Source organism: Variovorax sp. 10N412, assembly GCF_056394985.1.
Map to the genome: position 1 here is coordinate 1 of NZ_JBFTIO010000014.1, position 25,173 is coordinate 25,173.

General features: G+C 68.5%; 23 protein-coding genes. 16 read left to right on the forward strand and 7 right to left on the reverse strand.

Annotated features, from left to right (window positions below; all coding sequences use genetic code 11):
- The coding region (locus AC1DJH_RS24960; RefSeq protein ID WP_478187537.1) for a hypothetical protein at positions 1 to 334 on the forward strand (334 nt) is incomplete at its 5' end.
- Positions 335 to 417: 83 nt separating this feature from the next.
- Here AC1DJH_RS24960 and AC1DJH_RS24965 read toward each other — a convergent pair.
- Positions 418 to 1,332 (reverse strand): LysR family transcriptional regulator, encoded by a 915-nt coding sequence (locus tag AC1DJH_RS24965; protein ID WP_478187538.1) that lies wholly within the window; start codon positions 1,330 to 1,332, stop codon positions 418 to 420.
- Between the two features lie 92 nt (positions 1,333 to 1,424).
- On the opposite strand from AC1DJH_RS24965, the gene AC1DJH_RS24970 reads away from it, so the two are divergent.
- Together AC1DJH_RS24970 and AC1DJH_RS24975 are read left to right on the forward strand one after the other, a co-directional pair.
- Positions 1,425 to 2,429, forward strand: coding sequence for a Bug family tripartite tricarboxylate transporter substrate binding protein (locus tag AC1DJH_RS24970; protein ID WP_478187539.1), 1,005 nt, complete (start codon positions 1,425 to 1,427; stop codon positions 2,427 to 2,429).
- 13 nt (positions 2,430 to 2,442) lie between these two features.
- Complete coding sequence (locus AC1DJH_RS24975) at positions 2,443 to 4,104, forward strand: FAD-dependent oxidoreductase (RefSeq protein ID WP_478187540.1); 1,662 nt, start codon at positions 2,443 to 2,445, stop codon at positions 4,102 to 4,104.
- Positions 4,105 to 4,240: 136 nt separating this feature from the next.
- Here AC1DJH_RS24975 and AC1DJH_RS24980 read toward each other — a convergent pair whose 3' ends face one another.
- The gene (locus tag AC1DJH_RS24980) at positions 4,241 to 5,437 is read right to left on the reverse strand and encodes an acyl-CoA dehydrogenase family protein (protein ID WP_478187541.1); all 1,197 of its coding nucleotides are present in this window, start codon (positions 5,435 to 5,437) and stop codon (positions 4,241 to 4,243) included.
- Between the two features lie 18 nt (positions 5,438 to 5,455).
- Positions 5,456 to 6,292, reverse strand: coding sequence for a VOC family protein (locus AC1DJH_RS24985; protein WP_478187542.1), 837 nt, complete (start codon positions 6,290 to 6,292; stop codon positions 5,456 to 5,458).
- 90 nt (positions 6,293 to 6,382) lie between these two features.
- On the opposite strand from AC1DJH_RS24985, the gene AC1DJH_RS24990 reads away from it, so the two are divergent.
- From AC1DJH_RS24990 to AC1DJH_RS25015, 6 genes are all read left to right on the forward strand, one after another.
- The gene (locus AC1DJH_RS24990) at positions 6,383 to 7,567 is read left to right on the forward strand and encodes a CaiB/BaiF CoA transferase family protein (protein ID WP_472123448.1); all 1,185 of its coding nucleotides are present in this window, start codon (positions 6,383 to 6,385) and stop codon (positions 7,565 to 7,567) included.
- 40 nt (positions 7,568 to 7,607) lie between these two features.
- The gene (locus tag AC1DJH_RS24995) at positions 7,608 to 8,417 is read left to right on the forward strand and encodes an enoyl-CoA hydratase-related protein (RefSeq protein ID WP_478187543.1); all 810 of its coding nucleotides are present in this window, start codon (positions 7,608 to 7,610) and stop codon (positions 8,415 to 8,417) included.
- A 15-nt stretch (positions 8,418 to 8,432) separates the two neighbouring features.
- Positions 8,433 to 9,203, forward strand: a complete 771-nt coding sequence (locus AC1DJH_RS25000; protein ID WP_478187544.1) for an SDR family NAD(P)-dependent oxidoreductase — start codon at positions 8,433 to 8,435, stop codon at positions 9,201 to 9,203.
- A 55-nt stretch (positions 9,204 to 9,258) separates the two neighbouring features.
- Positions 9,259 to 10,080, forward strand: coding sequence for an enoyl-CoA hydratase (locus AC1DJH_RS25005; RefSeq protein ID WP_478187545.1), 822 nt, complete (start codon positions 9,259 to 9,261; stop codon positions 10,078 to 10,080).
- A gap of 102 nt (positions 10,081 to 10,182) precedes the next feature.
- Positions 10,183 to 10,962: a GntR family transcriptional regulator gene (locus AC1DJH_RS25010; RefSeq protein ID WP_478187546.1), complete on the forward strand. Its 780-nt coding sequence runs from the start codon at positions 10,183 to 10,185 to the stop codon at positions 10,960 to 10,962.
- 189 nt (positions 10,963 to 11,151) lie between these two features.
- Positions 11,152 to 12,813 carry an AMP-binding protein gene (locus AC1DJH_RS25015; protein ID WP_478187547.1) on the forward strand — a complete coding sequence of 554 codons (1,662 nt, stop codon included), beginning with the start codon at positions 11,152 to 11,154 and terminating at the stop codon, positions 12,811 to 12,813.
- Between the two features lie 40 nt (positions 12,814 to 12,853).
- Here AC1DJH_RS25015 and AC1DJH_RS25020 read toward each other — a convergent pair whose 3' ends face one another.
- Together AC1DJH_RS25020 and AC1DJH_RS25025 are read right to left on the reverse strand one after the other, a co-directional pair.
- Positions 12,854 to 14,098, reverse strand: a complete 1,245-nt coding sequence (locus AC1DJH_RS25020; RefSeq protein WP_478187548.1) for an acyl-CoA dehydrogenase family protein — start codon at positions 14,096 to 14,098, stop codon at positions 12,854 to 12,856.
- Between the two features lie 42 nt (positions 14,099 to 14,140).
- Positions 14,141 to 14,599, reverse strand: coding sequence for a MaoC family dehydratase (locus AC1DJH_RS25025; RefSeq protein WP_472123469.1), 459 nt, complete (start codon positions 14,597 to 14,599; stop codon positions 14,141 to 14,143).
- 159 nt (positions 14,600 to 14,758) lie between these two features.
- Between AC1DJH_RS25025 and AC1DJH_RS25030 the strand changes: the two genes are divergently transcribed.
- Positions 14,759 to 16,078, forward strand: a complete 1,320-nt coding sequence (locus AC1DJH_RS25030) for an enoyl-CoA hydratase-related protein (protein WP_478187549.1) — start codon at positions 14,759 to 14,761, stop codon at positions 16,076 to 16,078.
- A 5-nt stretch (positions 16,079 to 16,083) separates the two neighbouring features.
- On the opposite strand, the gene AC1DJH_RS25035 is transcribed toward AC1DJH_RS25030, so the two are convergent.
- On the reverse strand, positions 16,084 to 16,944 hold the full coding sequence (locus AC1DJH_RS25035) for a hypothetical protein (protein ID WP_478187670.1): 861 nt from the start codon (positions 16,942 to 16,944) through the stop codon (positions 16,084 to 16,086).
- Positions 16,859 to 17,929, reverse strand: a complete 1,071-nt coding sequence (locus AC1DJH_RS25040) for a phosphotransferase (protein WP_478187550.1) — start codon at positions 17,927 to 17,929, stop codon at positions 16,859 to 16,861. The genes AC1DJH_RS25035 and AC1DJH_RS25040 overlap by 86 nt, the downstream gene beginning before the upstream one ends.
- Before the next feature lie 131 nt (positions 17,930 to 18,060).
- Here AC1DJH_RS25040 and AC1DJH_RS25045 point away from each other — a divergent pair, with 131 nt between their 5' ends.
- The 6 genes from AC1DJH_RS25045 to AC1DJH_RS25070 all read left to right on the forward strand — a co-directional run bounded on the left by AC1DJH_RS25045 (position 18,061) and on the right by AC1DJH_RS25070 (position 25,134).
- Positions 18,061 to 18,963 (forward strand): LysR family transcriptional regulator, encoded by a 903-nt coding sequence (locus AC1DJH_RS25045; RefSeq protein WP_472123480.1) that lies wholly within the window; start codon positions 18,061 to 18,063, stop codon positions 18,961 to 18,963.
- 201 nt (positions 18,964 to 19,164) lie between these two features.
- A complete protein-coding gene (locus AC1DJH_RS25050; protein WP_478187551.1) occupies positions 19,165 to 20,424 on the forward strand; it encodes an ABC transporter substrate-binding protein in 1,260 nt (419 codons plus the stop codon).
- 19 nt (positions 20,425 to 20,443) lie between these two features.
- Positions 20,444 to 21,697: an ABC transporter substrate-binding protein gene (locus tag AC1DJH_RS25055; RefSeq protein ID WP_478187552.1), complete on the forward strand. Its 1,254-nt coding sequence runs from the start codon at positions 20,444 to 20,446 to the stop codon at positions 21,695 to 21,697.
- 2 nt (positions 21,698 to 21,699) lie between these two features.
- Entirely contained in the window at positions 21,700 to 23,667 is a 1,968-nt protein-coding gene (locus AC1DJH_RS25060) for an ABC transporter permease (protein ID WP_478187553.1), read from the forward strand.
- A complete protein-coding gene (locus AC1DJH_RS25065; RefSeq protein ID WP_478187554.1) occupies positions 23,664 to 24,437 on the forward strand; it encodes an ABC transporter ATP-binding protein in 774 nt (257 codons plus the stop codon). Before AC1DJH_RS25060 ends, AC1DJH_RS25065 begins: the two co-directional genes overlap by 4 nt.
- The gene (locus tag AC1DJH_RS25070) at positions 24,430 to 25,134 is read left to right on the forward strand and encodes an ABC transporter ATP-binding protein (protein ID WP_478187555.1); all 705 of its coding nucleotides are present in this window, start codon (positions 24,430 to 24,432) and stop codon (positions 25,132 to 25,134) included. The genes AC1DJH_RS25065 and AC1DJH_RS25070 overlap by 8 nt, the downstream gene beginning before the upstream one ends.
- Positions 25,135 to 25,173: the final 39 nt, after the last annotated feature.

A 25,173-nucleotide genomic window follows, 5' to 3' on the forward strand; every position in this document is an offset into this window, starting at 1 on the left:
TGGCAGCGGACGCGTCTTCTCCGCAACGATTGAAGGGGCACGTCCGACCCTGCAAGACACGATGGTGGCCACCAGTGTTTATGTGGGGCATCTGGAGGAAGCGTTTCCCGACGCGGCCGAGCTGATCGCATGTTTCAGCGCCTGGCAACTGGAAGACAGCCCGGATCGAGACGGCTGTTCGCATGCCGACTCCGAGCGTTCGCTCAGATGGCAAAAGGCACATGGCACGGCACAAAGCGCTGGACGGTCGTGGCTCAGCAATCCCCTGGAGCAGACCTTTCGGTTCAGGCTTCACGAGGTTGCGGCGACTCGAGGGCAGCCGCTTCCAGCTTAGGGAGCCGGGTGCCGAGAGTCCTCCGCAAGCATCTCTTCGGGGCGCGCAGTCGAAGCATCTTGCTGGGCCACGCGCGCCGACGCCTATATGAGACCTTCCTTGGAGCGGACCCGACGAAGCGTCGCAATGAAGCTTTCGCTGGCGGCCGACAGCGAACGGCCTCGCTTTTGGACCACAAAGACATCGCGCGACACGCGCGGCGCGCTGATCGGGCGGATCACGAGCGAGTCGTCGCTCGCGGCCATCGCGTAGGCCGAGGGCATGATCGACGCGCCCATGCCGCTGGCCGTCATCCACAGCGCTGTCGACAGGAACGACACTTCGTTCATCACCTTCAACTCGACGCCGGCGCGCGCCGCGGTGGCGTCGATCAAAGACCGGATGCCATAGCCGGGCCGTACCGTGATGACTTGATGATTTGCCAGGTCCGCCCAACGCACCGCGCGGGCCTGCGCCAGCGGGTGATCCCGTAGGCACACCAACGCCAGGTGATCGCGCAAGAGGGTCTGCGTCTCGACTTCGGCACCTGGCCGCTCGGGCGTGCCGATGCCGAAGTCGACCTGCTCGGCGATGATCCGCGCGATGAACTGATCGGGTGCACAGTCGTCGACGACGATGCGCACCTGCGGATGGCTCTCCATGAAGCTGCGGATCGCGGAGGGCATCAGGAATGACGCCAGGGTCGGTGTAATCGCCACGCAGATGCGCCCGCGCTTGAGCGTCGACAGTTCGCGAAAGCCACCGGACAGCGCGTCGACATCGCGCAAGATGCGCTCCGCTATCGGGAGCATGTCGGCCGCCGCGGCGGTCGGCTGCAGCGAGCGCGTCGTCCGATCGAACAGCCGGGTGCCCAGCCCTTCCTCGAGCTGGCGGATCAGCATGCTCACGGCAGACTGAGTCACAAAGAGCCTTTCCGCAGCGGCGCTCAGCTTGCGCAGGCGATGCACCTCCACGAAAGCGCGCAGCTGTCGAATGCTGGGGGTGAAGGTCGGATTCATCAGAGAACATCATATTTGCTTCTGAATTTGTTGATTTACGAATGAATCGCTGCGGTGTTCAATGGGTGCAACTACAAGCAAGGAGACATCGCATGCATCACATCCAACGTCGCCGCACAGGGCTCTTTGCCGCGCTTCTGGTCGCCGCCCTGTTTGCGCCCTGGGTCGCCGGTCCCGCTGCGGCGCAGGCACCCACGGCCTTTCCAGCCAAGCCGATCCGTGTCGTCGTGACCTTTCCGCCGGGTGGCAGCACCGACGCGGTGGTACGGATGCTCACGCCCCGCCTCAACGAGAAACTGGGCCAACCAGTGATCGTCGACAACCGTCCGGGCGCTGGCGGCAACGTCGGCTTGTCGCTGGTTGCCAAATCACCAGGTGACGGCTACACCCTCGGCCTGGGCGCTGCAGGCGGACTGTCGGCCAACGTAAGCCTCTATGCGCAGATGCCCTTCGACCCGGCGAAGGACTTCAAGCCGGTCGGCATGGTGGCCGCCATTCCGTTCGTCCTCATCGGTCACCCTTCGATGACGGCGCGCACGCAGTCCGAACTGATCGCTCTCGCACGCAAGGAGCCGGGCAAGTTGTCCATCGGGCACGGCGGCAACGGCACAGCCATGCATCTGTCGGTTGCGCTGTTCGGCCAGATGGCAGACGCGCGATTCACCGAGGTGCCTTACCGAGGCTCCGGGCCTGCCGCGCTCGACACGCTGGGTGGCCAGATTCCGCTGGCGATGGTTGACCTGCCTTCCGCTCTCCAGCAGATCAAGGCCGGCAAGCTGATCGCCTATGCCGTGACCAGCCCGCAGCGCCTGCCGATGCTGCCCGACGTGCCAACCGTGTCGGAGTCCGGCCTGTCAGGGTACGACTCGACCGGCTGGTTCGGCTTGGTCGCGCCCGCGGGCACGCCCGATGCCATCGTGGCGCGGCTCAACGCCGAGCTCAACGCCGCGCTGTCCGATCCGCAGATACAGGCTGCCATGCGCAACCTTGGCGTGGAGCCGTCGCCGGGCACGCCTGCCGCCTTCGGCGCCTACATAGCGTCGGAAACCACGAAATGGGCCAAGGTCATCCGCACCGCCCACATCAAGCTCGATTGAGGACACCCTGGACATGGAAACATTGAATACCGACGTGTTGATCGTGGGTGCTGGCCCCGTGGGCCTCACTCTGGCGATGGACCTGGCTTCCCGCGGCGTGCGTGTGGTCATCGCCGAGATTCGCCACTACGCGGAGCCGCCCAACGTGAAGTGCAACCACGTCGCGTCCCGCACCATGGAGCAATTCCGCAGGCTCGGCGTTGCGCAGAAGCTGCGCGACGCGGGTCTGCCGGCGGACTACCCGAACGATGTCGTATTTCGCACCAGCGCCACCGGCCTTGAATTGACGCGAATTCCGATCCCCTGCCGGCGCGACCGCTTCACGGAAACCGAAGGCCCCGACGGCTGGTGGCCGACCTCGGAGCCGCCGCATCGCATCAATCAGATATATCTCGAGCCGATCCTGCTCGAGCATGCCGCGGCGCTGCCTGGCGTGACGCTGCTCAATCGCACGCAGGTCACATCTTTCGCTCAGGACGACCAGGGCGTGACAGCTGCCCTGGTTGATCTCGACACGGGTGCGACCCGCACCGTGCGCAGTCGCTACCTGGCCGGATGCGATGGCGGCAGCTCGGGGGTGCGCAAGCAGATGGGCGCAAAGCTGGAAGGCACACCCGTGATCCAGCGTGTGCAATCGACCTGCATCCGGGCTCCGCAACTGCGCGCGCTGCTGCCGGGCAAGCCGGCATGGTCCTACTATTCGATGAATCCGCGGCGCTGCGGCACCATGTTTGCAATCGACGGGCAGGACACCTGGCTGGTGCACAACCATCTCAACGCCGACGAGCCCGAGTTCGATTCGGTCGATCGCGACCGATCGATCCGCGAAATTCTCGGCGTCGGTGACGACTTCGGCTACGAAGTGATCAGCAAGGAAGACTGGGTCGGACGGCGTCTCGTGGCTGACCGCTTCCGCGAGGGGCGCGTGTTCCTCGCGGGCGATGCGGCGCACCTGTGGGTTCCCTACGCAGGGTATGGCATGAATGCCGGCATCGCCGACGCCATCAATCTGGGCTGGCTGATGGCCGCGGCAGTTCAAGGCTGGGCGGACGAAGCCATTCTCGACGCCTACGAGGCCGAGCGCCGACCGATCACTGAGCAGGTGTCACGGTTTGCCATGGACCATGCGCAGAAGATGATCCGTGCTCGCCGCGCGGTGCCGCAGGACATCGAGGCACCTGGACCCACAGGCGACGCACTGCGCGCAGAGTTGGGACGCGAAGCCTACGAGCTCAACGTGCAGCAGTTCTGCTGTGCCGGACTGAACTTTGGCTACTACTACACCGGTTCGCCCATCATCGCCACCGACGAAGAGCAGCCACCAGGCTACGCGATGGGAAGCTTCACGCCCTCGACCGTTCCAGGGTGCCGCGCGCCGCATTTCTGGCTGGCCGACGGGCGCTCGCTCTACGATGCCTTCGGTGCTGGCTACACACTGCTTCGGAGTGACCCGGCGGTCGACGTCGACGCGCTGCAAGCCGCAGCCCAAGGCGCGGGCATGCCGCTCACCTTGATCGACGTGACAACCGAGACGCTGCCCGCCGCGTACGTCCACAAGCTGGTGCTCTGCCGAGCGGATCAGCACGTCGTGTGGCGTGGCGACAAGCTGCCTTCGCAGCCCGAGTCGCTGGTCGCGAATCTGTGCGGGCGCGTGCTGGCTGCGTTGTCGACCTGATTCTGAGATGGCAACCCACGGCGCGTGCAATGGGGTCTGCGCGATCACGCCCCATGTTTCGGAGTACGGCTGAAACCGCCCCACGGAGTTCACGATCGTGACAGGAGCGCCTATCGACGTGTTCGTCGGCGATCATCTAGAGCCCCAACTCGCGCTTCGCGATGATGTTGCGCTGGATCTCGTTGCTTCCGCCGTAGATCGACATCGCGCGGCGCCAGAAGTAGTTGGGCGCCGCGCCCTGCACGCTGGCCTCGATGCCGTCGAGCTCGCCTTCGCCGCGCATGAGGGCGGGGTCCAGCACCTGGCCTTCGGGGCCCGCGGCCTCGAAGATGAGCTCGGTGATGCGCTGGCCGATTTCCGTGCCGCGGATCTTCAACGCCGACGCCAGGCCCGCGCCCGGCGAACTGCCGTTGCCCATGCTGGACAGTGCACGCAGCGTGGTCACTTCGAGCGCCTTCAGCTGCGCTTCGACGCCCGACACCTTGGCGCGGAACACAGCGTCTTCCATCAGCGGCTTGCCGCGCTGCGTCACGCTCGACGCGACGCGGTGCAGACGCCGCATGGCGAAGGTCGAGAAGCCGATGTTGGAGTTTTCCACGCGCTCGTGCTCCAGCAGGAACTTGGCATAGCTCCAGCCCTGGCCTTCTTCGCCCACCAGGTTGGCCTTTGGCACCTTCACGTCGGTGAGGAACACGGCGTTGAACGAGTGCGTGCCCTCGAGCATGGGAATCGGCTGCACCACGATGCCGGGCGACTTCATGTCGATGAGCACGAACGAGATGCCGTGCTGCGCCTTGGCGTCGCGGCTGGTGCGCACCAGGCAGAACATCCAGTCGGCGTAGTGCGCGTACGAGGTCCAGATCTTCTGGCCGTTCACCAGGTAGTGGTCGCCGCGGTCTTCGGCGCGCGTGGCCAGCGAAGCCAGGTCGGAGCCCGAGGCCGGCTCCGAATAGCCCTGGCACCACCATGTGGTCGAGTCGCGAATGCCTGGCAGATGCTGGGCCTTCTGCGCCTCGTTGCCGAAGTTGAAGATCACCGGGCCCACCATGCGCGGCCCGAAGGGCTGGATGGTGGGGCAGTCGAGCTCCGCGCTGATGGTCTCGAAGATGTAGCGCTGCGTAGCGCTCCAGCCCGGGCCGCCTTGCGACACTGGCCAGGTGTAGGCGTGCCAGCCGCGCCGCCCGAGGATCTGCTGCCAGCGCATGAAGTCCTCGCGGTGCAGGTGCAGGTCGTGCGCCACGCGCCGTGAAATGTCGCGCGGCAGGTGGGTCTTGATGAAGGCGCGCACCTCGTCGGCGAAGGCGCGCTCTTCGGCGCTGAAAGCCAGGTCCATGAATTTTTCCTCTCGGGCTCAGTGGTGGATGCGCAGCATGAAATGCACGCCGCCCACGTGCACGCCCGCGGCGTCGGTCTTCAGGCCGCGCTCGCGCGCGGTGGCGTGGATGGCGCTTGCGGCCTGCGCGTCCTGCACATCGACGACGATGCCGTACAGCCCTTCGCCCCGGCCGTCGTGCTGCGGCATGAACTGCAGCGTGGCGTTGTCGAGTGGCAGAAACGGGTCTGCCGTGGGTTCGCTGTCTTGCGTGCCGTGGTGCACGGTGCGCTCCAGGATGCGGCCCCAGCGCTCGGCCAATGTCTCGGGGGCGTCGCCCTGCAGCACCGCGCCCGCGATGCCGCGCACCCGCGCGTCGCAAACGGCATCGGGCCAGTGCGGGCCGGCGGGCCAGTAGGGGCCGTGCAGGTCCGCGCCGTTGCGGGTGGTATTGATCTCGAGCAGCGCACCGCCGGTGTCGCGCGGGTGCAACTGCATGCCCTCGTAGTCGCCCAGGGCCAGCGGCGCGGCAATGCGCACGCCGATGCGCGCCACGTGGGCGCGCCAGCGCGGCAGCGATTCGCTGTCGAGGATCACCATGTAGCCGCCGTCGCCCCCGCGCCGCTCCAGGTAGCGGCCCGCCGTGGTGCCCGCTTGCAGCGGTGCCACCACCTCGACGAAGCTGGTGCCGAAGGGCATGAGCGCGTTGTGCAGGCCGAACTGGCCCACCTCGGGGTCGCGGTGGCACACGCGCACGCCGAACACGGCGCACAGGTCTTCCTCCACCGGGGCGAGTTCGCGTGCAACCAGGCAAAGCTGGCGCAGGCGAAGGTAGTGCGCAGGGCGGGCCCCGGGCGCGGATGTGGTCGTCGTCAAGCGTGTCTCCTTGAATTCATGGGTTGCCGAATTCTTCTAATTTTGAATATGATATAACAAATTACGAAATCAACGAGACAAGGCCGACCCATGACATCGCTTGCCGGAGTGCGCGTGCTCGATCTCTCGCGCTTCATCGCCGGGCCCTACTGCGCCATGATGCTCGGCGACATGGGCGCCGAGGTGGTCAAGATCGAACCGCCCGGCGAGGGCGAGTACGCGCGGCGCGCGCTGCCCGCCGTGAACGGTCAGAGCCTGTACACCTTCGTGGTCAACCGCAACAAGAAGAGCCTGGCCATCGACCTGCGCCATGCAGACGGCCTGCGGGTGCTGCACGAGCTGGTGGCGCAGGCCGACGTGCTGGTGGAAAACTTTCGCCCCGGCACCATGGAGCGCATGGGCCTGGGCTGGGACGCGGTGCACAAGCTCAACCCCCGGCTGGTCATGGCGCGCATCTCCGGCTTCGGGCAGGACGGCCCGCTGGCCGGCAAGCAGTGCTTCGACGGCGTGGCACAGGCCATGAGCGGGCTCATGGACATGACCGGCGCGCAAGACGGCCCGCCCACCATGATCGGCTCGTTCATGTGCGACTACACCACCGGCATGTACGCCGCGCTCGGCATCCTGGCCGCGCTGAATGCGCGCCATGCCTCGGGCAAGGGCCAACTGGTGGACGTGTCGCTGCTGGAAAGCGCCACCTCGATGCTGATGACGGCCATCCCGCAGCAGAAGCTCTTCGGCACCACCATGACGCGCGTGGGCAGCCGGGACCGCTTTGTAGCCCCCTCCAACACCTTCGCCACCGGCGACGCCCGCTATGTGCTGATGGTGGGCGGCGACGACAACATGTTTCCGCGCGTGGTGCGCGCCATGAAGCAGCCCGCGCTGCTGGACGACCCGCGCTTCGCCTCCATGGCGTTGCGCCTCGAACACCGCGACGCGGTCGAGGGCATCGTCGCCGAATGGATGCGCGCGCACGACGCCGACGACATCGTCGCGCGCCTGGAGGCCGAAGGCGTGCCCTGCGCCAAGATCGCGACCGTCGACGAGGTGGTCGACAACCCGCAGCTGCGCCACCGCGGCGCCATTGCCGACATCGCGTTCGGCGACACCGCGGTGCCGGTGCAGGGCGTGACCATTCACCTGTCGGACACGCCGCTGTCCATTCGCGGCGCCATGCCCGACGTGGGCGCGCACAGCGGCGAGGTGCTTGCGCAATGGCTCGGCTATGCGCACGCGCGCGTCGACGCCCTGCGTGCCTCAGGTGCGCTTTGACTTCGAGATTTCCACGACAACCTTTGCAGGAGACAAGCGGATGACGACTTCCACCCAGCAGTTCGACGAACTCGCAGAGCACTTCAACCACGGCGTGCTCACGCTCACGCTGAATCGGCCCGAGCGGCTGAACGCGCTGACCGTGCCGATGACCGAGGCGCTGCTTGCGGCGCTGCGCCGCGCGGCCGTCGACACCCGGGTGCGCGCGGTGGTGCTCACCGGCGCGGGCCGCGGCTTCTGCGCGGGCGGCGACGTGAAGGCCATGGCCGACGACGACGCCAGCCGCCATACGCTCGAGTCGCGCACGCTGCAGCTGCGCGAGCACATGGAATGCGCGCGCCTGCTGCACGAAATGGCCAAGCCGACCATCGCCGTGGCGCGCGGCGCGGTCGCCGGCGCGGGGCTGTCGCTGGCGCTGGCCTGCGACCTGCTGCTGGCCAGCGACACCGTCAAGCTCACCTCGGCCTTCGCCAAGGTCGGGCTGTCGGGGGATTTCGGCAGCACCTACTTCCTGACCAAGCTGCTGGGCCCACGGGCGCGCGCTTTCGCGCTGCTGTCGCCGGTGCTCAAGGCCGACGAAGCGCTGCAGCTGGGCCTGGTGACACGCGTGGTGCCCGACGCCGAGCTCGACGCCGAAGGCCGCGCGCTGGCGCGTCAGCTGGCCGACGGCCCGTCGATCACGCTGGGCCACATCAAGGCCAACCTCAACGCGGCGGAGCAGGGCGCCACGCTGGCGCAGGCACTGGACCACGAGGCCATCCGCCACATTCGCTGCGGCATGACCGAAGACCACCAGGAAGCGGCGCGCGCATTCGTGGAAAAGCGCGCCCCCAAGTTCGTCAACCGCTGAACGGAGCACCCCCGAATGGACCGCTTTTCTCTCAAAGGCAAGACCGCCATCGTCACCGGCTCGTCGCGCGGCATCGGCCGCGCCATTGCCATCGCCTATGCCCGCGCGGGCGCCCGCGTGATCGTCACCAGCCGCAAGGCCGACGCCTGCGAGGCGGTGGTGGCGCAGCTGCGCGGCGAGGGGCTGGAGGCTGCTGCGGTGCCCTGCAACATCTCGAACAAGGAGCAGGTGGCCGCGCTGGTCGATCGCACCGAGGAGGTCTACGGGCCGGTCGACGTGCTGGTGTGCAACGCGGCCGTCAACCCGTACTACGGCCCGATGCTGGGCATCAGCGACGAGGCCTTCTCCAAGGTGATGGATGTGAACATCCGCTCCAACCTGTGGCTGGTGAACCGCGTGGCGCCCGGCATGGCCGAGCGAGGCGGCGGCTCGATCGTCATCATCAGCTCGATTGCAGGGTTGACCGGCTCGCGCGTGCTCGGCGCGTACGCCATCTCCAAGGCGGCCGACATGCAGCTGGCGCGCAACCTTGCGCTGGAGTGGGGCAAGCAGGGCGTTCGCACCAACTGCATTGCGCCCGGACTCATCAAGACCGACTTTGCGAAGGCGCTGTGGGACAACCCGCAGACCCTGGCCGCCGCGCTCGCGTCGAGCCCGCTGAACGCCATCGGCGACCCCGAGGACATTGCCGGGGCGGCGCTGCTGCTGGGCTCGGACGCGGGGCGCTTCATCACCGGCACCACGCTCGTGATCGACGGCGGCGCCACCATCGGCGGCGAGGCCTGAAGGCCAAAGTACGCACGGCAATTGCACTGAAGAAAAAAGCAGAGGACACGCATCCATGAGCTACCAGGACATCACCACCGCCATCGACGGGCACGTGCTCACCCTGACGCTGAACCGCCCCGAGCGGCTCAACGCCTGGACCCACCGAATGGAGAGCGAGTTTCGCCAAGCTGTGGAGGCGGCGCAGGCCGACGAAGCCGTGCGCGCCATCGTGGTGACCGGCGCGGGGCGGGGCTTTTGCGCGGGGGCGGACATGGACATCCTGGAGGCGGGTGCCGCCGGCGCGGCATCGCAGGACACGACCGAATCCGCCCCGGCGCCGGGCCCCGGCACCGGCATCGAGGCCAACTACGCCTGGCGCTTCAGCTACCTGCTGCGCGTGCGCAAGCCGGTGTTCGCGGCCATCAACGGGCCCATTGCCGGCATCGGCCTGTGCATGGCGGTGTTCTGCGACTTTCGCTACATGGCCGAGGGACAGAAGCTGACCACCGCCTTCGCCAAGCGCGGGCTCATCGCCGAGCACGGCATCTCGTGGATGCTGCCGCGGCTGGTGGGGCCGACGAACGCGCTCGACCTGCTGCTGTCGGCGCGCACGCTGGTGACGGCGGAGGCGGCCGCGCTGGGCCTGGTGAAGCCGTTGCCGGCGGAAGGTTTTCTTGCCCAGGTGCAGGCCACGGCACGCGAGATGACGCGCAGCGCTTCGCCGCGCTCCATCGGCGTCATCAAACAGCAGGTGTACGACAGCCTGTTCCAGGACCTGGACACCGCCTGGCGCCGTGCCGACGAAGAGATGGGGGCCTCGTTCGCGAGCGAGGACTTCCGTGAAGGTGTGGCGCATTTCCTTGAAAAGCGCGCACCGGCCTTCACTGGGCGCTGACGTTTGCCCGCCACGGCATCGCAGGGCTCGCCGCGGAAAGAAATAACATATACGCTATTTGCAAAGAAACAACGTGCACGCTGCCGCGTGCCGCTCCACGCCATGGACGACAACCTTCTTACCCGCGACAGCCTGAACGCGCAGGCCTACAACCGGCTGTGCCGCGACCTCAAGGCCGGCCGCTTCGCCCCGGGCGAAAAGCTCAAGCTGCGCGACCTCGCGGCCGAGATGGGCATCAGCCCCACGCCCGTGCGCGAGGCGCTGGCGCGGCTGATTTCCGAGCAGGCGCTCGAACAGGTCGGCCACCATTCGGTGCGGGTGCCGGTGATGAGCGAAGAGCGCTTCGCGGAGGTGCGCACGCTGCGCCTCATGCTCGAAGGCGAGGCGGCGTCGCGCGCGGCCTTGCGCGCAGGCACCGAGGACATCCGCCGGCTCGACGCCATCCACGAGCGCATGGCCGCGCTGCGCGAGGCCGGCGACACGGCCGGCGAGCTGCTCGAGTCGGAGCGCTTTCACATCGAGGTGTGCGCGCTGGCCGGCATGCCGGTGCTGCTGCGCGTGGTGGAAGGCCTGTGGCTGCAATGCGGCCCGCTGTTCAAGGCCTTGCAGACCCACGCGCTCGACCAGCCACGCAAGCAGCACCCGCACCTGATGGTGCTGCGCGGCCTGCGCAAACACGACGGCGACGTGGCGCGGCGCGGTATTCAGGACGAGATCGACCGCACCACGGCGCCCATCCTGGCGTACCTGCGCGAGCGCAACGAGGCGCAGGCGGAGCCGGCCGAGCGGGGTACGGCAGCCAAGGCCTCGAAAGACACGAAGCAGGCGAAAGCCACCATGGCCACCACGGCCACGCGCCGCGCAAGCAGCCAGCTGGCCTGAGCGGGGGGCGCCGCAGCGCTGGCCTTGCATGCCGCACGACCATGCACCGCGAACATGGACCCGCATGCCGAATATTCATCGGGCATGCCTTGCCGCTGCTGGCGCTTCGCCGCATGATGGCGAACAAACCGGGGCGCCGCGACACGGGCGCAACCCGGACGAGCAGATCGACTCGGAGACAAGCCCAGAATGATCGCCTACCGCCACGGCCTGCAGCCGCTGCATGAGTATCTGCGTCTTCACGCGCGCAACACGCCCGACAGGGCGGCCGTCATCTGGTACGGCCGGCGCATTTCTTGGGCCGAGCTCGACGACCTGAGCGACCGCTTCGCGCAAAGCCTGCGCGGGCGCGGCATCGGCCAGGGCGACGTGGTGGCGCTGTTCCTGCACAACTGCCCGCAGTACCTCATTGCGCACTTCGGCGCGCAGAAGCTGGGCGCCATCGTGAGCCCCTGCAACCCCGACGCGCAGGCCTACGAGCTGGAGCACCAGCTCAGCGAGCTCGACGCCAGCGCCATCGTCGCGGGCGAGGCGCTGCTGAAGGTGGTGCTCGGCTCGCACGCGATGCGCACCGTGGCGCATCTGTACGCCGTGCGCAGCGGCGACATGCTGCCCGCCACGCTCGCCATGGACGTGCCCGCCTGTCTGCGGCTGCCGCACGAGAGCGCCCCGCCGCTGCCCGCCGGCGCCATCGACTTCGCCGACGCGCTGGCCGAGGCCGGGCGCTTCGAGCCGGCGGACACGATCGCCATGGACGACGTGGCGCTCATGGCCTACACCTCGGGCAGCACCGGGCTGCCCAAGGGCGCGATGATCAGCTACGAGTGTTCGCTGTTCAAGACGGCGGTGAGCGCCGACAGCTTTCGCATCGGTGCCGACGACGTCATGCTGGCCGACGTGGCGCTGCACCACATCTCCGGAATGATGACCGGGCTTGCGCTGCCCGTGTACTGCGGCGCCACGGTGGTGCTGCTCAACCGCTTCGACGCCACCGCCGTGCTGCAGGCCATCGAGGCCTTCAGGGTCACGTGGTGGTACACGATGGCGCCGTCGCTGCCTTCGGCCATGGCCTGCGACGACGCGGCGAGCTTCGACCTGTCGTCGCTGCGCACCACGGTCGGCACCAGCTTCGGCGTGCCGCTGACCGAGGCGCTGGCCGCGCGCTGGAGCCGCTTTGCCAACGGCTGCCTGGTGTACGAGGCCGGCTACGGGCTGAGCGAAACCCACACCTGCGACACGCTGATGCCGCCCGACGCCATCCGGTGGGGCACCAACGGCAAGCCGGCGCCGGGCGTGGAACTGCGCATCGTCGACCCCGAGACCGGGTGCGACCTGCCTGCGGGCCAGCGCGGCGAGATCCTGCTGCGCGGGCCCATCCGCTACAAGGGCTACTGGCTGCAGCGTGAAGCCACCGAGGCCATGCTGCTGGACGGCTGGCTGCGCACCGGCGACGTCGGCGTGGTCGATGCGCAGGGTTACCTCACCTTCCTCGGGCGCACCAAGGAAATGATCAAGGTCTGGAGCTACAGCGTGTTCCCCGAAGAGGTCGAGGCCATCCTGGGCATGCACCCCGACGTGCGCCAGGCGGCGGTGGTCGGGCTGCCCGACCCCGACCGGGGCGAGGCCGTGCAGGCCTACGTGGTGCTCAAGGACGAGGCCGCGGCCCGCGTGCACGCCGGCCAGACCAAGGACCGCGCCGACCAGAAGATCATCGAGTGGTGCCTGCAGCACATGTCGCACTACAAGGTGCCGCGCACCGTCATCTTCCGCAACGGCCTGCCGTCTTCGGAGAACGGCAAGCTGCTGCGCCGCATGCTGCGGGAGCCGGCCACGTCGATGGCCGTGAACTGAGCAGCCGGTGCGCACGGCGCGCCGGCGCGCCAGGTTCCGGTCAGCGTGCGTTCACTGGCACCCGGTAGCTCGCCAGCTCCTGCTTGGCGATCGCGTTGCGGTGCACTTCGTCGGGCCCGTCGGCCACGCGCAGGTGGCGCGCATAGGCGTAGAAAGACGTCAGCAGCGTGTCCTGGCTCAGCCCGGCCGCGCCGAACGCCTGCATCGCATCGTCGATCACCTGCACGCAGTTGTTGGGCGCCAGCACCTTGATCATCGCGATCTCCTTGGCGGCGACCTTGTTGCCCACGGTGTCCATGCGCCAGGCCGCGTGGAGCACCATCCAGCGGGTCTGGTCGATCAGCATGCGCGCCTTGGCGATGCGCTCGCGCCACACGCCCTGCTCGGCCAGCGGCTTGCCGAAGGCCACGCGCGAGACCACGCGCTCGCACATCATCTCCAGCGCCGACTCGGCCATGCCGATCATGCGCATGCAGTGGTGGATTCGCCCCGGGCCGAGGCGGCCCTGCGCGATCTCGAAGCCCCGTCCTTCGCCCAGCAGCAGGTTCGAGGCCGGCACGCGCACGTTCTCGAACAGCACCTCGGGGTGGCCGAAGGGCGCGTCGTAGTGGCCCATGAGTGCCATGTCGCGCACCACGGTGATGCCGGGGGTGTCGCTCGGCACGATGATCATCGACTGCTGCCGGTGGCGATCGGCGTTGTCGGGGTCGGTCTTGCCCATCAGGATGAAGAGCTTGCAGCGCTCGTTCATGGCGCCGGTGATGTACCACTTGCGCCCGTCGATCACGTAGTCGCTGCCGTCGCGGCGAATGCGGCACTCGATGTTGGTGGCGTCCGACGAGGCCACCGCCGGCTCCGTCATCGCGAACGACGAACGGATCTCGCCTTCCAGCAGCGGCTGCAGCCAGCGCGCCTGCTGCTCGGGCGAGCCATAGCGCGCAATGACCTCGGTGTTGCCGGTGTCCGGCGCGCTGCAGTTGAAGGCCTCCGCGCTCCAGTAGCGCCGGCCCATGATCTCGCACAGCGGCGCGTACTCCAGGTTGGTCAGCCCCGCGCCGTGGGCGGCCTCGGGCAGGAACAGGTTCCACAGGCCCGCGGCGCGCGCCTTCGGCTTGAGCTCTTCCATCAGCGGCAGCGTGGTGTAGCTGCCACCGTTCTGCGCGTTCAGGTAGGAGCGGTGGGCTTCTTCTTCGCGGCGCTTCTCGTTCGGGTAGATGTGCTCGTCCATGAAGGCGAGAAGGCGCTTGCGCAGATCCTGCACTTTGGGGGTGTATTCGAATTCCATGGTGTCTAGGTTTCGGTCGTCGGGTTGAAAAATAGCGGCCGTTCAGGCCCAGGAGAAAAGGCCCAGCGACACCGCCACCAGCGCCGGCTTGGCCTGGCCTTCGATCTCCACCGTGTTCTCGGTGCGAAGGAGCGTCCAGCCGTCGTCGCGTGGCTCGGCCGCCAGCAGCTTGATGTGGTTTCGCACTCGCGAGCCCGCGGCCACTGGCGACATGAAGCGCAGCTTGTCCATGCCGTAGTTGACCGACTTCGTCGCCTTCAGGTCGGCCAGCAGTTCGTAGGAGGTAATGGGGAGCAGCGACAGCGTGAGAAAGCCGTGCGCAATGGGCGCGCCGAAGGGGCTTTCGCGTCGGGCGCGCTCCACGTCGATGTGGATCCACTGGCGGTCCTCGGTGCAGTCGGCAAAGGCGTCGATGCGCGACTGCGGCACCTCCACCCACGACGACGTGCCTATCGATTGCCCGACGTGTTCGAGCAGGTTGTCTTTGTTCAGCAAGGGCATGGCGGCAAGGCTTGAAATGGCGATGCGCCAATGGTGCCGCCTGGCCGGCCGCGAAAGGGGCTTGCGGCATGCAGGCTTTTCATCGGGCCCATGCGGCTTGTTGATGCCCGCGCGCCGCGCGTGCCCGAACATGGCGGCGACCCGCACCGAAAGGACACCGTGACCGCAAGCTACGAAGTGCAAGACGGCGTTGCCGTCCTGACCATGGACAACCCGCCCGTCAACAGCCTCGGGCTGGGCAACCGCCGGTTCGTCGCCGATTCGATGCTTCGCGCGCAGGCCGATGCGGCGGTGGTCGCCATCGTGCTCGCCGGCACGGGCCGGGCTTTTTGCGGCGGTGCAGACATCCGCGAATTCAATCTTCCCGAAGCCACCACCGCGCCCGGACTCGTCGACGTGATCGCGCTGGTGGAGGGCGCCACCAAGCCCGTGGTTGCCGCGATTCACGGCGTGGTGATGGGCGGCGGGCTGGAGCTGGCGATGGGCTGCCACTACCGCATCGTGCAGGCGGGAACGCAGGTGGCGCTGCCCGAGGTGCGCATCGGCATTCTGCCGGGCGCGACCGGCACGCAGCGCCTGCCCCCGCTGATCGGGCTGGAGGCCGCGCTCAACATGATCGTGACGGGCGACACGGTGACGAGCGAGCGCCTGTTCGCGCTGCCGGGCCAGCGGCTCTTCGATGCGCTGGTGGCGCACGACGTGTTGCCGGCGGCCATCTTGTTCGCGCGAGACAAGGCGCATGCACGGCCGCTGCCGCGCTCGCGCGAACTGGCCGTGGCGCATGCCGACGCGCAGGGCTACCTGCACTTTGCGCGCAACGCCGTGGCCGCGAGCTCGCAGCACTACCCGGCACCGCTGCGCTGCCTGGACTGCGTGGCCCAGTCGGTGCGGCTGCCCTTCGATGCCGCGGTGGCTTACGAACGCCAGGCGGTGACGGAGTTGGTGTGGACGCCAGAGAGCGCCGCGCTTCGCCATGCGTTCTTCGCCGAGCGTGCGGCGAAGAAGGCGAGCGGGCCGGGCGATGCCGTCATTGGCGAGCGGATGCTGGCGCAGTACCGGCGCCAGGCTGCGTGGCTGATGCAGGCCGGCGTGTCGCCGGGGCAGATCTCGCGTGCGATGGCGCACTACGGCTTTGCGCCGGAGGTTTCAGCGGCGCCGCTTACAAACGCTTCCGCGTCTGCGACCACGCCAGCTGTTGCCGACGAAGAGATCGTGCAGCGGCTTGTCTATGCGATGGTCAACGAGGGCGCTCGGCTGCTCGAGGAAGGCAAAGCGGCACACGCCGCGCATATCGACTTCATCTTTCTTTCCACGCTGGGCTTTCCCCGCTGGCGTGGCGGGCCCATGCATTGCGCTTCGCAGGCAGGGCTCTACAACGTGGTGGCGGCCATGCGCCGCTTTGCTTTGCAGGACGAGGGCTTCTGGCAGCCCGCGCCGCTGTTGTTGCGACTGGCGGCCGACGCCGGGGCTTTTGCCTGACCCATTCAAGTCGCTTCATTCGCTTGGCGCAGGCTCGCGCGGAGGCCGTGGGCCTCGAAGCCGGTGCATCCCTCGCTGTCTGCCACCGCTTGCATGCCTTGCAACGACGCTCGCTGCGCCAGCGCGGCGACGTCGGGTACCGCGAAGTGGATGGCGCTGACGCGGGCACGGCCGTCGCGGGCGAGCACGAAGCGCAAGTCCAGGCCTTCCAGCGCGAGCGCCGGCAATCCGCCTGCGGCGCGGGTGACGGTCGAGTGAAAGAGCTGTGCCCAGTGCAGGGCGACGCGTTCGGGTGAGCGCACCGCCAGCTCCAGGCCGCACCACACGGCGCTGGCCACGCCGGGTGCGTTTGCCTTCGGCGCTTCGTCCCGCGCAAGCCCGCATGCCGGACCTTCGCGCAGATCGACCGTGCACGCGCCCGTGTCCATCGGGTCCAGCCGCAGGCGCGGCGCGCAGCCGACGGCGCTGTCGTCCGTCGGGTCGATGCCCAGGCGCTGCAGGTGGGTGCGCTGGCGCGAGAGGTCCGCGCAGTGCAGTTCGAGCGCGGCGCCCGAGCCGGTGCGCAGCTCGAGCCAGCGGCTTGCAAAGCCCAGGCGTGGCCAGTGGTCGCCGCCGTCGCGCGCGAGCGGCGTGCCGAGCAGTTGCGCGAGCCAGGCCGCCGCGGCGGCACTGTCCGCAACGCCGACGCGCAGCCCGCGCAGCCAGGGTGCCTGAGAGTGGGCCTGGGCCTGGGCCTGGGCGTGGGTCTGAGCCTGGGCGTAGGGCGACGCGGTCATGCGGTCAGGCCCGGTCTGCGCGTTGCCAGCCGAGTTCGGCCAGCTGCCGCGCCTGCCGGCCCGCGTCCAGCGCGCGTTCGTTCGAGGCATTGCCCGCCAGCGCGCGGCCCATGATGCCCTGGGCGATGGCCGCGGCGCGAAAGAGGTTGAACGCCGTGTAGAAGCGCCAGGTCTGCGCCGGCACCGGGGCCAGCCCGCGTCGCTCGCAGTAGCGCGCAAGGTACGTGTGCTCGTCGGGCAGGCCGAGCGGCGCGAGCGCCTTCGCGTCGAGGTCGCCGAGCCCGCGAAAGGGCGGTGGCAGCTGCCACGCCATGCAGTGGTACGCAAAGTCGGCCATCGGATCGCCCAGCGTCGACAGCTCCCAGTCGAGCACCGCGACCACGCGCGGCGCGTCGTGCGCGAACACCAGGTTGTCGAGCCGGAAGTCGCCGTGCACGATGCGCGCGGCGTTCTCCGGCGGCATGTGCCGTGGCAGCCAGTCGATCAACTGTTCCATCGCCTGGATGCGCTCGGTCTCGCTGGCGCGGTACTGCCTGCTCCAGCGCGCGAGCTGGCGCTCGATGTAGTTGCCGGGCCGTCCGTAGTCATGCAGGCCCACCGCGTTCGCATCGACGTCGTGCAGGGCGGCCAGCACGCGGTTCATGTCGTCGCATACCGCGGCGCGCTCGGCCGGCGCCATGCCGGGCAGCTTCGGGTCCCACAGGATGCGGCCGTCGACGCAGTCCATCACATAGAAGGCGGTACCGATCACATCGGAGTCTTCGCACAGCGCATGGACGCGCGGCACCGGCACGCCGGTGTCGGCCAGCGCCTTCATCACGCGGAACTCGCGGTCGATGGCGTGCGCCGAGGGGAGCAGCTCGCCCGAGGGCTTGCGCCGCACCACGTAGCGCCGTTTCGGCGTTTCCACCAGAAAGGTGGGGTTCGACTGGCCGCCCTTGAACTGCGACACGCGAAACCCCGCGTTGGCGCCCGGGTCCACGCGCGCGGCAAACCAGTGGCGCAGGGCGGTCTCGTCGAAGCGCTGCCGTTCCTGGACCTCGGTGGTGCCGGCGAACTCCTCGATGGTGCTCATGGGTGCTTGTCTCCTCGGTGAATGCGCGCGGGCGCCATCTCGCGCATGATGGCGCGCGTTCCTGGCCACAGCCTAAGGGCAGCCACGCCCCGGCGGCCAATGAATACTTGGAATGGACCTGGATACAGCAAATGCATATCTCGCGCGTCGACCTGAACCTGCTCGTGGTGCTCGACACCATCTACACCGAAGGCGGCATCACCAGGGCCGCGGAAAAGCTCCACCTCACGCAGCCGGCCATCAGCCATGCGCTGGCGCGCCTGCGCGACCTGTTCAACGACCCGCTGTTCGAGCGGCAGGGCCACCGCATGGTGCCCACCGCGCTGACCAAGCGGCTGATCGACCCGCTGCGCGGCTCGCTGCAGTCCATCGGCTCGCTGCTCAACGACACGCAGAGCTTCGAGCCCGCCAGCGCGAGCAAGCGCTTCGTGATCGGGCTGCGCGACTTCATGGAGTCGACGGTGATGCCGCCGCTCATGCGCGCGCTGGCCGCCGAGGCGCCTGGCATCGAGGTGTCCAGCGTGCGCGCCAATCGCCGCAGCCTGGAGAGCGAACTCGCGGCCGGCACGCTCGACATGGCCATCGACGTGCTGCTGCCGCTGTCCGACGCGGTGAAGGTCAAGCGCATCAGCGTGGACGGCATGGCCGTGGTGGCGCGCAAGGGGCACCCGGCCATCGACGGCGCGATCGACCTGGACACCTACCTGGCGCAGCGCCACATCCTGGTGACCTCGCGCCGCCAGGGCCCGGGCTTCGAGGACATCGAGCTGCGCCGCATGGGCGTGCAGCGCCAGGTGGCGCTGCGCTGCCAGTTCTACTTTGCGGCGTGCCGCACCGTGTCGCAGACCGATCTGGTGCTGACGATGCCCGAGAGCTACGCGCACATGGCCAACCGGCAGTTCGGCAACCAGGTGATGGCGTTTCCGGCGCCGCTGTCGTCGATGGACGCGTACATGTACTGGCACGCCAGCGCGGAGAACGACGCGGCCAACCGCTGGTTGCGCTGCGTGCTGATGCGCTGCCTGGCGCGCTGAGCGGCCCGCCTGCGCCCACGTTGGGCGCGGCTTCGTTTTCCTTCCTCTTCCTTCGCGGCACCAGCGTCCGCGCGCCGGAACGCGCCTGCCTTCGGGTTTACGCCAGTGACAGCGCCACGCGCCAAGTCGTAAATTGTCATCTGTTATAACAAATAACGCGGCGAGCAAACACCGGCCGGCGCGTCAACGAAGGAGACATCGATGGCCATCAACAGGCGTCATTTCGTTCGGGCCACCGCCGTGGGCAGCGCCGCCGGCGTGCTTGGCTGGCCTGCGTTGCGCACCGCCAGCGCGCAGGGTGGGCCGGTGCGCATCGGCGTGATGCTGCCGCTCAGCGGCATCGGCGCGGAGGCCGGCGCCGCATGGCTGGCCGGCGCTCGCGTCGCCGCCGAGCAGTGGAACGCCAAGGGCGGCGTGCTCAAGCGGCAGGTCGAGCTGGTGGTGCGCGACGACAAGTTCACCAGCGCCGGCGCCGTGGCCGCCGCGCGCGAGCTGGCGGGCAGCGGCGTGAACCTGCTCATCGGCGGCTCGCAGTCGCCGATGGCGCTGGCCACCGCGCCCATTCTGCCGGAACTCAAGGCGATGATGGTCGCGCCTTGCCCCACGGTGATGTCGCTCACGCACGAGAACTTCCAGCGCAACTTCTTCCGGCTGTCGTGGAACGCGTACATCGCCTTCGCCGGCATCGGCGGCATGCTGACCGAGCGCTTCAGCGAGGTGCAGAGCTGGTCGTGCATCGTGCCCGACAGCGAGAACGGGCGCGACATGGCGCGCTTCTTCACCACCGGCGTGCAGCGTGCCGCTGCCAAGGCGGGGCGCCAGGTGAAGGTGCTGGAGCCGGTGTTCGCCAGCCTGAACAAGGCCGACTACAAGGTCGAGATCAACAGCCTCATGAACGCGCCGTCGCAGGGGCTGTTCGTGGGCCTGACGGCCGCGCCCTGCATCAGCCTGCTGCAGCAGGGTCGCTCGGTGGGCATGGACAAGAAGTTCAAGGTCATCGGCGACGCGGGCACCGAGCTGATGATCGCCAAGGCCATGCAGAAGTCCACGCCGGCCAACCTCTGGAGCATCAGCTACTGGGTGCCGGGCACCGAGGCCGGCAAGCGCAACCCGATGAGCACGCCGCTGTACGACGCCTACGTGAAGCTCACCGGCGACAAGAACCCGCCGAGCATCGTGCAGTCGAGTCACCGCTGCGCGCTGGCGCTCTTCAACGCCATACAGAAAGCCGGCAACACCGAGACCGACGCCGTGGTCGCCGCGCTCGAGGGCCTGAGCTTCGACACCGCGGTGGGCAGCTACCACGTGCGCAAGGAAGACCACCAGGGCCTGGGCACCGCCTACATCGCGAAGGTGGGCACGCGCGAGGCCGAGCCCGGCTACGGCATCGTCGATGCCATTGCCTACAACGAAGCCGACGTGGCGGAACCGCCGTCGCCCGGCAAGTCGATTTCGCTGTGAGCACACAAGGAACCATGCCATGACCCTCCGACGCAGAACCCTTCTCCAGGCCGCCGGCGCGGCCGCCGTGCTGGGCGCCGCCGGCGCACGCCCGCTGCGCGCGCAGGGCGCGCCCGTGAAGATCGGCGCCATGCTGCCCATGAGCGGCATCGGCGCCGAGGCGGGCGCCGCCTGGCTCAACGGCATCAAGGCCGCGCAGCTGCAATGGAACGCCAACGGCGGGCTGCTCGGCCGCCAGATCGAGATCGTGGTGCGCGACGACAAGTTCACCAGCGCGGGCGCGGTGAACTCCGTGCGCGAGCTCGCGGGCGAGGGTGTCAACCTGTCGGTGGGCGCCGGGCAGTCGCCCATGGCACTGGCCATCGCGCCCATTCTTGGCGAGCTCAAGAGCATGGTGGTGGCGCCCGCGCCCACGGTGATGTCGGTCACGCACGAGAACTTCAGCCGCAACTTCTTCAGGCTGTCGTCCAACGCGCTGATGCTGTACGGCGGCATCGGCAACCTGATGACCACCCGGTTCGCCGACGTGGGCACCTGGGCCGTCATCGCGCCCGACAGCGAGAACGGCCGCGACGTGGCGCGCTACTTCAAAGCCGGCGCGCTGGCCGCGGCGGCCAAGGCCGGCCGCCAGATCAAGGTGGCCGAGCCGGTGTACGCCAGCCTGAACAAGGCCGACTACAAGATCGAGATCAACAACCTGATGAACTCCGGCGCCGACGGCCTGTTCATCGGCCTCACGGCTGCGCCCTGCGTGAGCTTGCTGCAGCAGGGCCGCGCGGTGGGGCTGGACAAGAAGTTCAAGGCCATCGGCGAGGCCGGCACCGAGCTGATGATCGCCAAGGCCATGCAGAAGTCCACGCCCGCGAACCTCTGGGGCGTGACCTTCTGGGCGCCCGAGCTGGAGCCGTTCAAGACGCAGTTCCCGGTGAGCCGCCAGCTCGGCGAATACATCCTGAAGGTGGCGGGCACGCCGTGGGTGCCGGGCATCGTGCAGGCCTCGCACCGTTCGGCGCTGGGCATCTTCAACGCGGTGAAGAAGGCCGGCTCCACCGACACCGACGCGGTGATCGCCGCGCTCGAGGGCCTGCAGTTCGACACCGCGGCCGGGCCCTACCGCGTGCGAAAGGAAGACCACCAGGGCATCGGCTCGTTCTACTTCGCCAAGATCGGCGCGCGCGACGCCGCGCCGGGCTACGGGCTGGAGCAGGTGTTTCGCCTGGACGAGAACGAGATCGTCGAGCCGCCCACGCCCGGCAGGAAGTACGAGGGCTGAGCATGGCCAACGAACTCCTGTTCGCGGTGTTCAACGCCGCCGCCTTCGGCATGGCGATCTTCGTGGTCGCGGCCGGGCTCACGCTCATCTTCGGGCTCATGCGCCTGCTGAACATGGCGCAGGGCGGCTTCTTCATGATCGGCGCGTACACCGCCTACTCGGTGATGGGCCGCGACGTGCAGTCGCTGTGGATGTTCCTGCTGGCCGCGCTGTGCGGTGGCGTGGTGGTGGCACTTCTGGGCCTGCTGACCGACCGGCTCGTGCTGCGCCGGCTGCGCAACGTGGACCCTCACTACGTGCTCATTGCCACCTTCGCGCTGATGATGGTGTGCACCGGCGTCACCAAGCTGGTGTGGGGCGTCGACTTTTTCTCGGTGAACCCGCCGCCGGGGCTGGACCAGCCGCTGAACCCCTTCGGCCTGTTCTTCTCGGCTTACCAGCTGTTCGTGATCGCGGCCGGCGTGGTGGTGTACATCGTGCTCGAGGTGGCCATCCACCGCCTGTGGTTCGGCAAGCTGATGCAGGCGCTGGCCGCCGACCCCTGGATGGCGGGCGTGCTCGGGCTGAACGTGTCGTTCGGCATTGCGCTGAGCGTGATGGCGAGCTTCTTCCTCGCGGGGCTGGCCGGCGGGCTGCTGCTGCCCAACCAGAGCCTCTCGACCGGGCTGGGCGACTCGTACCTGATGTACGCCTTCTTCGCGGTGATCATCGGCGGGCTGGGCAACATCCGCGGCGCCTTCATCGGCTCGCTGGTGCTGGGGCTGGTGCAGAGCCTGAACACGGTGCTGCTGCCGTCGGTGCCGGGCCTGGCGATCTACGTGGTGCTGGCGGCCTTTTTGCTGTGGAAACCCAGCGGCCTGTTTCCGGCGGTCGGCGCGCAGGCCGAGGCGGGCGCCGAGTCGCACGGCTCGGGCGCGCTGCACCGCCCGCGCATTCCGCGCGCTGCGTGGCAGGTGGTGGGAGTGGCAACGGTGGGCGTGCTGGCGACGCTGCCGCTGTGGGTGAACGCGGGGCCGCTGTACGTGGTGGGCACGGTGCTGGTGCAGGTGATCTTCGCGCTGTCGTGGAACGTGCTGTTCGGCTACACGGGGCTGGTGTCGTTCGGGCATGCGGGCTTCTTCGCCATCGGCGCCTACCTGGCGGCCCTGGCGCTGCGGCACATCGCGGGCGTGCCCTTCCTCGGGGTGCTGGTGGGCGCGGCGGCGCTGGGCGCGGTGGCTGCGTGGGTCATCGGGGTGCTGGCGCTGCGGCGCATGAGCGGCGTGTTCCTGGCGGTGCTGACGGTGGCGCTCGCCGAAGCGCTGCGGCTGGTGATCGGCTTCTCGACCTTTCTCGGGCGCGAAGACGGCATCACCGACATTCCGCGCCCCGCGCTGGACTTCGGCGTGCTGCGCATCGACCTGTCGAGCTCCAACGCCTACTACTGGTTCCTGCTGGTGGCAACGTTGCTGATCACCGCCTTCCTGTGGTGGCTGCTGCACAGCCGCTTCGGCCGCACGCTGCAGACGGTGCGGCAAGACGCGGAGCGCGCCGCCTTCATGGGCACGAACGTGGCGCGCTACCGATTGGCGGCCTTCGTCATCTCGGGTGCGGTGGCGGCGGTGGCGGGCGCGCTGTATGCGCCGTGGTCGCGCATCGTCACGGTCGAAGAGGTGCACTGGCTCGCCTCGGCGCAGCCGATGCTGAACACCCTGCTGGGCGGTGTCAGTTCGTTCTGGGGGCCGGTGGTGGGGGCGGGACTGTTCGCGGCCATCACGTACGCCACGCGCACGCTGGTGGGCCTGTCGGAGCTCATCGTGGGCACGGGGCTGCTCGCCATCATCCTGCTGGCGCCCAACGGCGCGGTCGGGCTGTGGCGCAACCTGGAGGAGCGCATCTGGGGACGCAGGGCCGCACCGCCTGCAACCCCGTCAAACGATGCGCGCATGCCGCCCGCCGGCGTCAAGCTCGAAGCCGGAGGCGCACGATGAGCGCCGAACTGCTGCGCGTGGACGGCGTGCGCAAGAACTACGGCCCCATCGAGGTGCTGCACGGCGTGAGCCTGTCGGTGGGGCGCGGCGAGGTGTTCGCCATCATCGGGCCCAACGGCGCCGGCAAGACGACCATGTTCAAGGTGATGACCGGCGAGGTGCCGTCCAACGGCGGCACCATCCGCTTCGACGGCAAGGACGTCACGCGCATGCCGGCCTACGAGCGCGTGCGCCAGGGCTTCGGTCGCACCTTTCAGGTGGCGCGCGTGTTTCACGATTTCACCGTGCTCGACAACGTGATCGCCGCGGTGGAGGCGCGCCGCGCCTGCAAGCGCGAACCGCTGGGTTCGCGCTGGCGCTGCGCGCCCTCGGCCGACACCCGCGACGAGGCGATGGCGCTGCTGGAAGACGTGCGGCTGCACCCCATGGCGCGCGAGGCCGCCCGCTTTCTGTCGCATGGCGACAAGAAGCGGCTGGAGTTCGTCATCGCGCTGGCCGGGCGCCCGAGCATCCTGATGCTTGACGAGCCCACTGCGGGCATGTCGCCCAGCGACCGCGCGGACATCGCACAGCTGGTGGCGCGCACGCGCCGCGAGCGCGGCATCACGGTGGTGATGACCGAGCACGACATGGACGTGGTCTTCGGCCTGGCCGACCGCATCATGGTGATGAACTACGGCGAGGTGGTGTCCACGGGCAGCGTCGACGAGGTGCGCCGAGACCCGAAGGTGCGCGAGGTCTACCTCGGCAAGGAGATGGTCGGTGCTTGAAGTCCGCGAACTCGACGCCTTCTACGGCGACAGCCACATCCTGCTCGGCGCGCAGGTCTCGGTGCAACCCGGCCAGCGCGTGGCGCTGCTCGGGCGCAACGGGGCGGGCAAGTCGACGCTGCTCAAGAGCGTGATGAACGCCGGGCCGCGCGTGCGCGGCACGCTGCGCTTCGACGGGCGCGACCTGCGCGACATGCCCACCCACCAGCGCACCCGCATGGGCCTGTCGCTGGTTCCTGAAGACCGGCGCATCTTCACTCACCTGACGGTGGCCGAGAACATCGCCATGGCGCGCTACGGGGCCTCGCCCACGCGAACGGCCGTGCCGGTGCCCGACATCGTGGCGCGCTTTCCCATGCTCGCGCCGCTTCTGCAGCGCTACGGCGGCCAGCTCAGCGGCGGGCAGCAGCAGCTGCTGGCCGTGGCGCGCGCCATGGCGGCCAACCCCCGCCTGCTGCTGCTTGACGAGCCCACCGAGGGCCTGGCGCCGATCATCGTCGAGGAGATGGCGCGCGACGTGGTGCGCACCTGCACCGAGGGCAACGTGGCGCTGCTGCTGTGCGAGCAGAACATCTGGTTCGCCCGGCGCTGCACGCAGTACGTGTACGTGATCGACACCGGCCGCATCGTGTTCGAGGGCGACTGGGCGCAGTTCGACAGCCAGCCCGAAGTGCAGCAGCGCTACCTCGCGCTCTGACGCGCATCCCCTCCTTCCTTCAACTGCCCATTTTTCGCG

Coding starts and splice junctions, on each gene's coding strand:
- AC1DJH_RS24965 (WP_478187538.1), bottom strand. CDS start 1,332: ATGAATCCGACCTTCACCCCCAGCATTCGACAGCTGCGCGCTTTCGTG.
- AC1DJH_RS24970 (WP_478187539.1), top strand. CDS start 1,425: ATGCATCACATCCAACGTCGCCGCACAGGGCTCTTTGCCGCGCTTCTG.
- AC1DJH_RS24975 (WP_478187540.1), top strand. CDS start 2,443: ATGGAAACATTGAATACCGACGTGTTGATCGTGGGTGCTGGCCCCGTG.
- AC1DJH_RS24980 (WP_478187541.1), bottom strand. CDS start 5,437: ATGGACCTGGCTTTCAGCGCCGAAGAGCGCGCCTTCGCCGACGAGGTG.
- AC1DJH_RS24990 (WP_472123448.1), top strand. CDS start 6,383: ATGACATCGCTTGCCGGAGTGCGCGTGCTCGATCTCTCGCGCTTCATC.
- AC1DJH_RS24995 (WP_478187543.1), top strand. CDS start 7,608: ATGACGACTTCCACCCAGCAGTTCGACGAACTCGCAGAGCACTTCAAC.
- AC1DJH_RS25000 (WP_478187544.1), top strand. CDS start 8,433: ATGGACCGCTTTTCTCTCAAAGGCAAGACCGCCATCGTCACCGGCTCG.
- AC1DJH_RS25005 (WP_478187545.1), top strand. CDS start 9,259: ATGAGCTACCAGGACATCACCACCGCCATCGACGGGCACGTGCTCACC.
- AC1DJH_RS25010 (WP_478187546.1), top strand. CDS start 10,183: ATGGACGACAACCTTCTTACCCGCGACAGCCTGAACGCGCAGGCCTAC.
- AC1DJH_RS25015 (WP_478187547.1), top strand. CDS start 11,152: ATGATCGCCTACCGCCACGGCCTGCAGCCGCTGCATGAGTATCTGCGT.
- AC1DJH_RS25020 (WP_478187548.1), bottom strand. CDS start 14,098: ATGGAATTCGAATACACCCCCAAAGTGCAGGATCTGCGCAAGCGCCTT.
- AC1DJH_RS25025 (WP_472123469.1), bottom strand. CDS start 14,599: ATGCCCTTGCTGAACAAAGACAACCTGCTCGAACACGTCGGGCAATCG.
- AC1DJH_RS25035 (WP_478187670.1), bottom strand. CDS start 16,944: ATGCCTCGAACGAACGCGCGCTGGACGCGGGCCGGCAGGCGCGGCAGC.
- AC1DJH_RS25040 (WP_478187550.1), bottom strand. CDS start 17,929: ATGAGCACCATCGAGGAGTTCGCCGGCACCACCGAGGTCCAGGAACGG.
- AC1DJH_RS25045 (WP_472123480.1), top strand. CDS start 18,061: ATGCATATCTCGCGCGTCGACCTGAACCTGCTCGTGGTGCTCGACACC.
- AC1DJH_RS25050 (WP_478187551.1), top strand. CDS start 19,165: ATGGCCATCAACAGGCGTCATTTCGTTCGGGCCACCGCCGTGGGCAGC.
- AC1DJH_RS25055 (WP_478187552.1), top strand. CDS start 20,444: ATGACCCTCCGACGCAGAACCCTTCTCCAGGCCGCCGGCGCGGCCGCC.
- AC1DJH_RS25060 (WP_478187553.1), top strand. CDS start 21,700: ATGGCCAACGAACTCCTGTTCGCGGTGTTCAACGCCGCCGCCTTCGGC.
- AC1DJH_RS25065 (WP_478187554.1), top strand. CDS start 23,664: ATGAGCGCCGAACTGCTGCGCGTGGACGGCGTGCGCAAGAACTACGGC.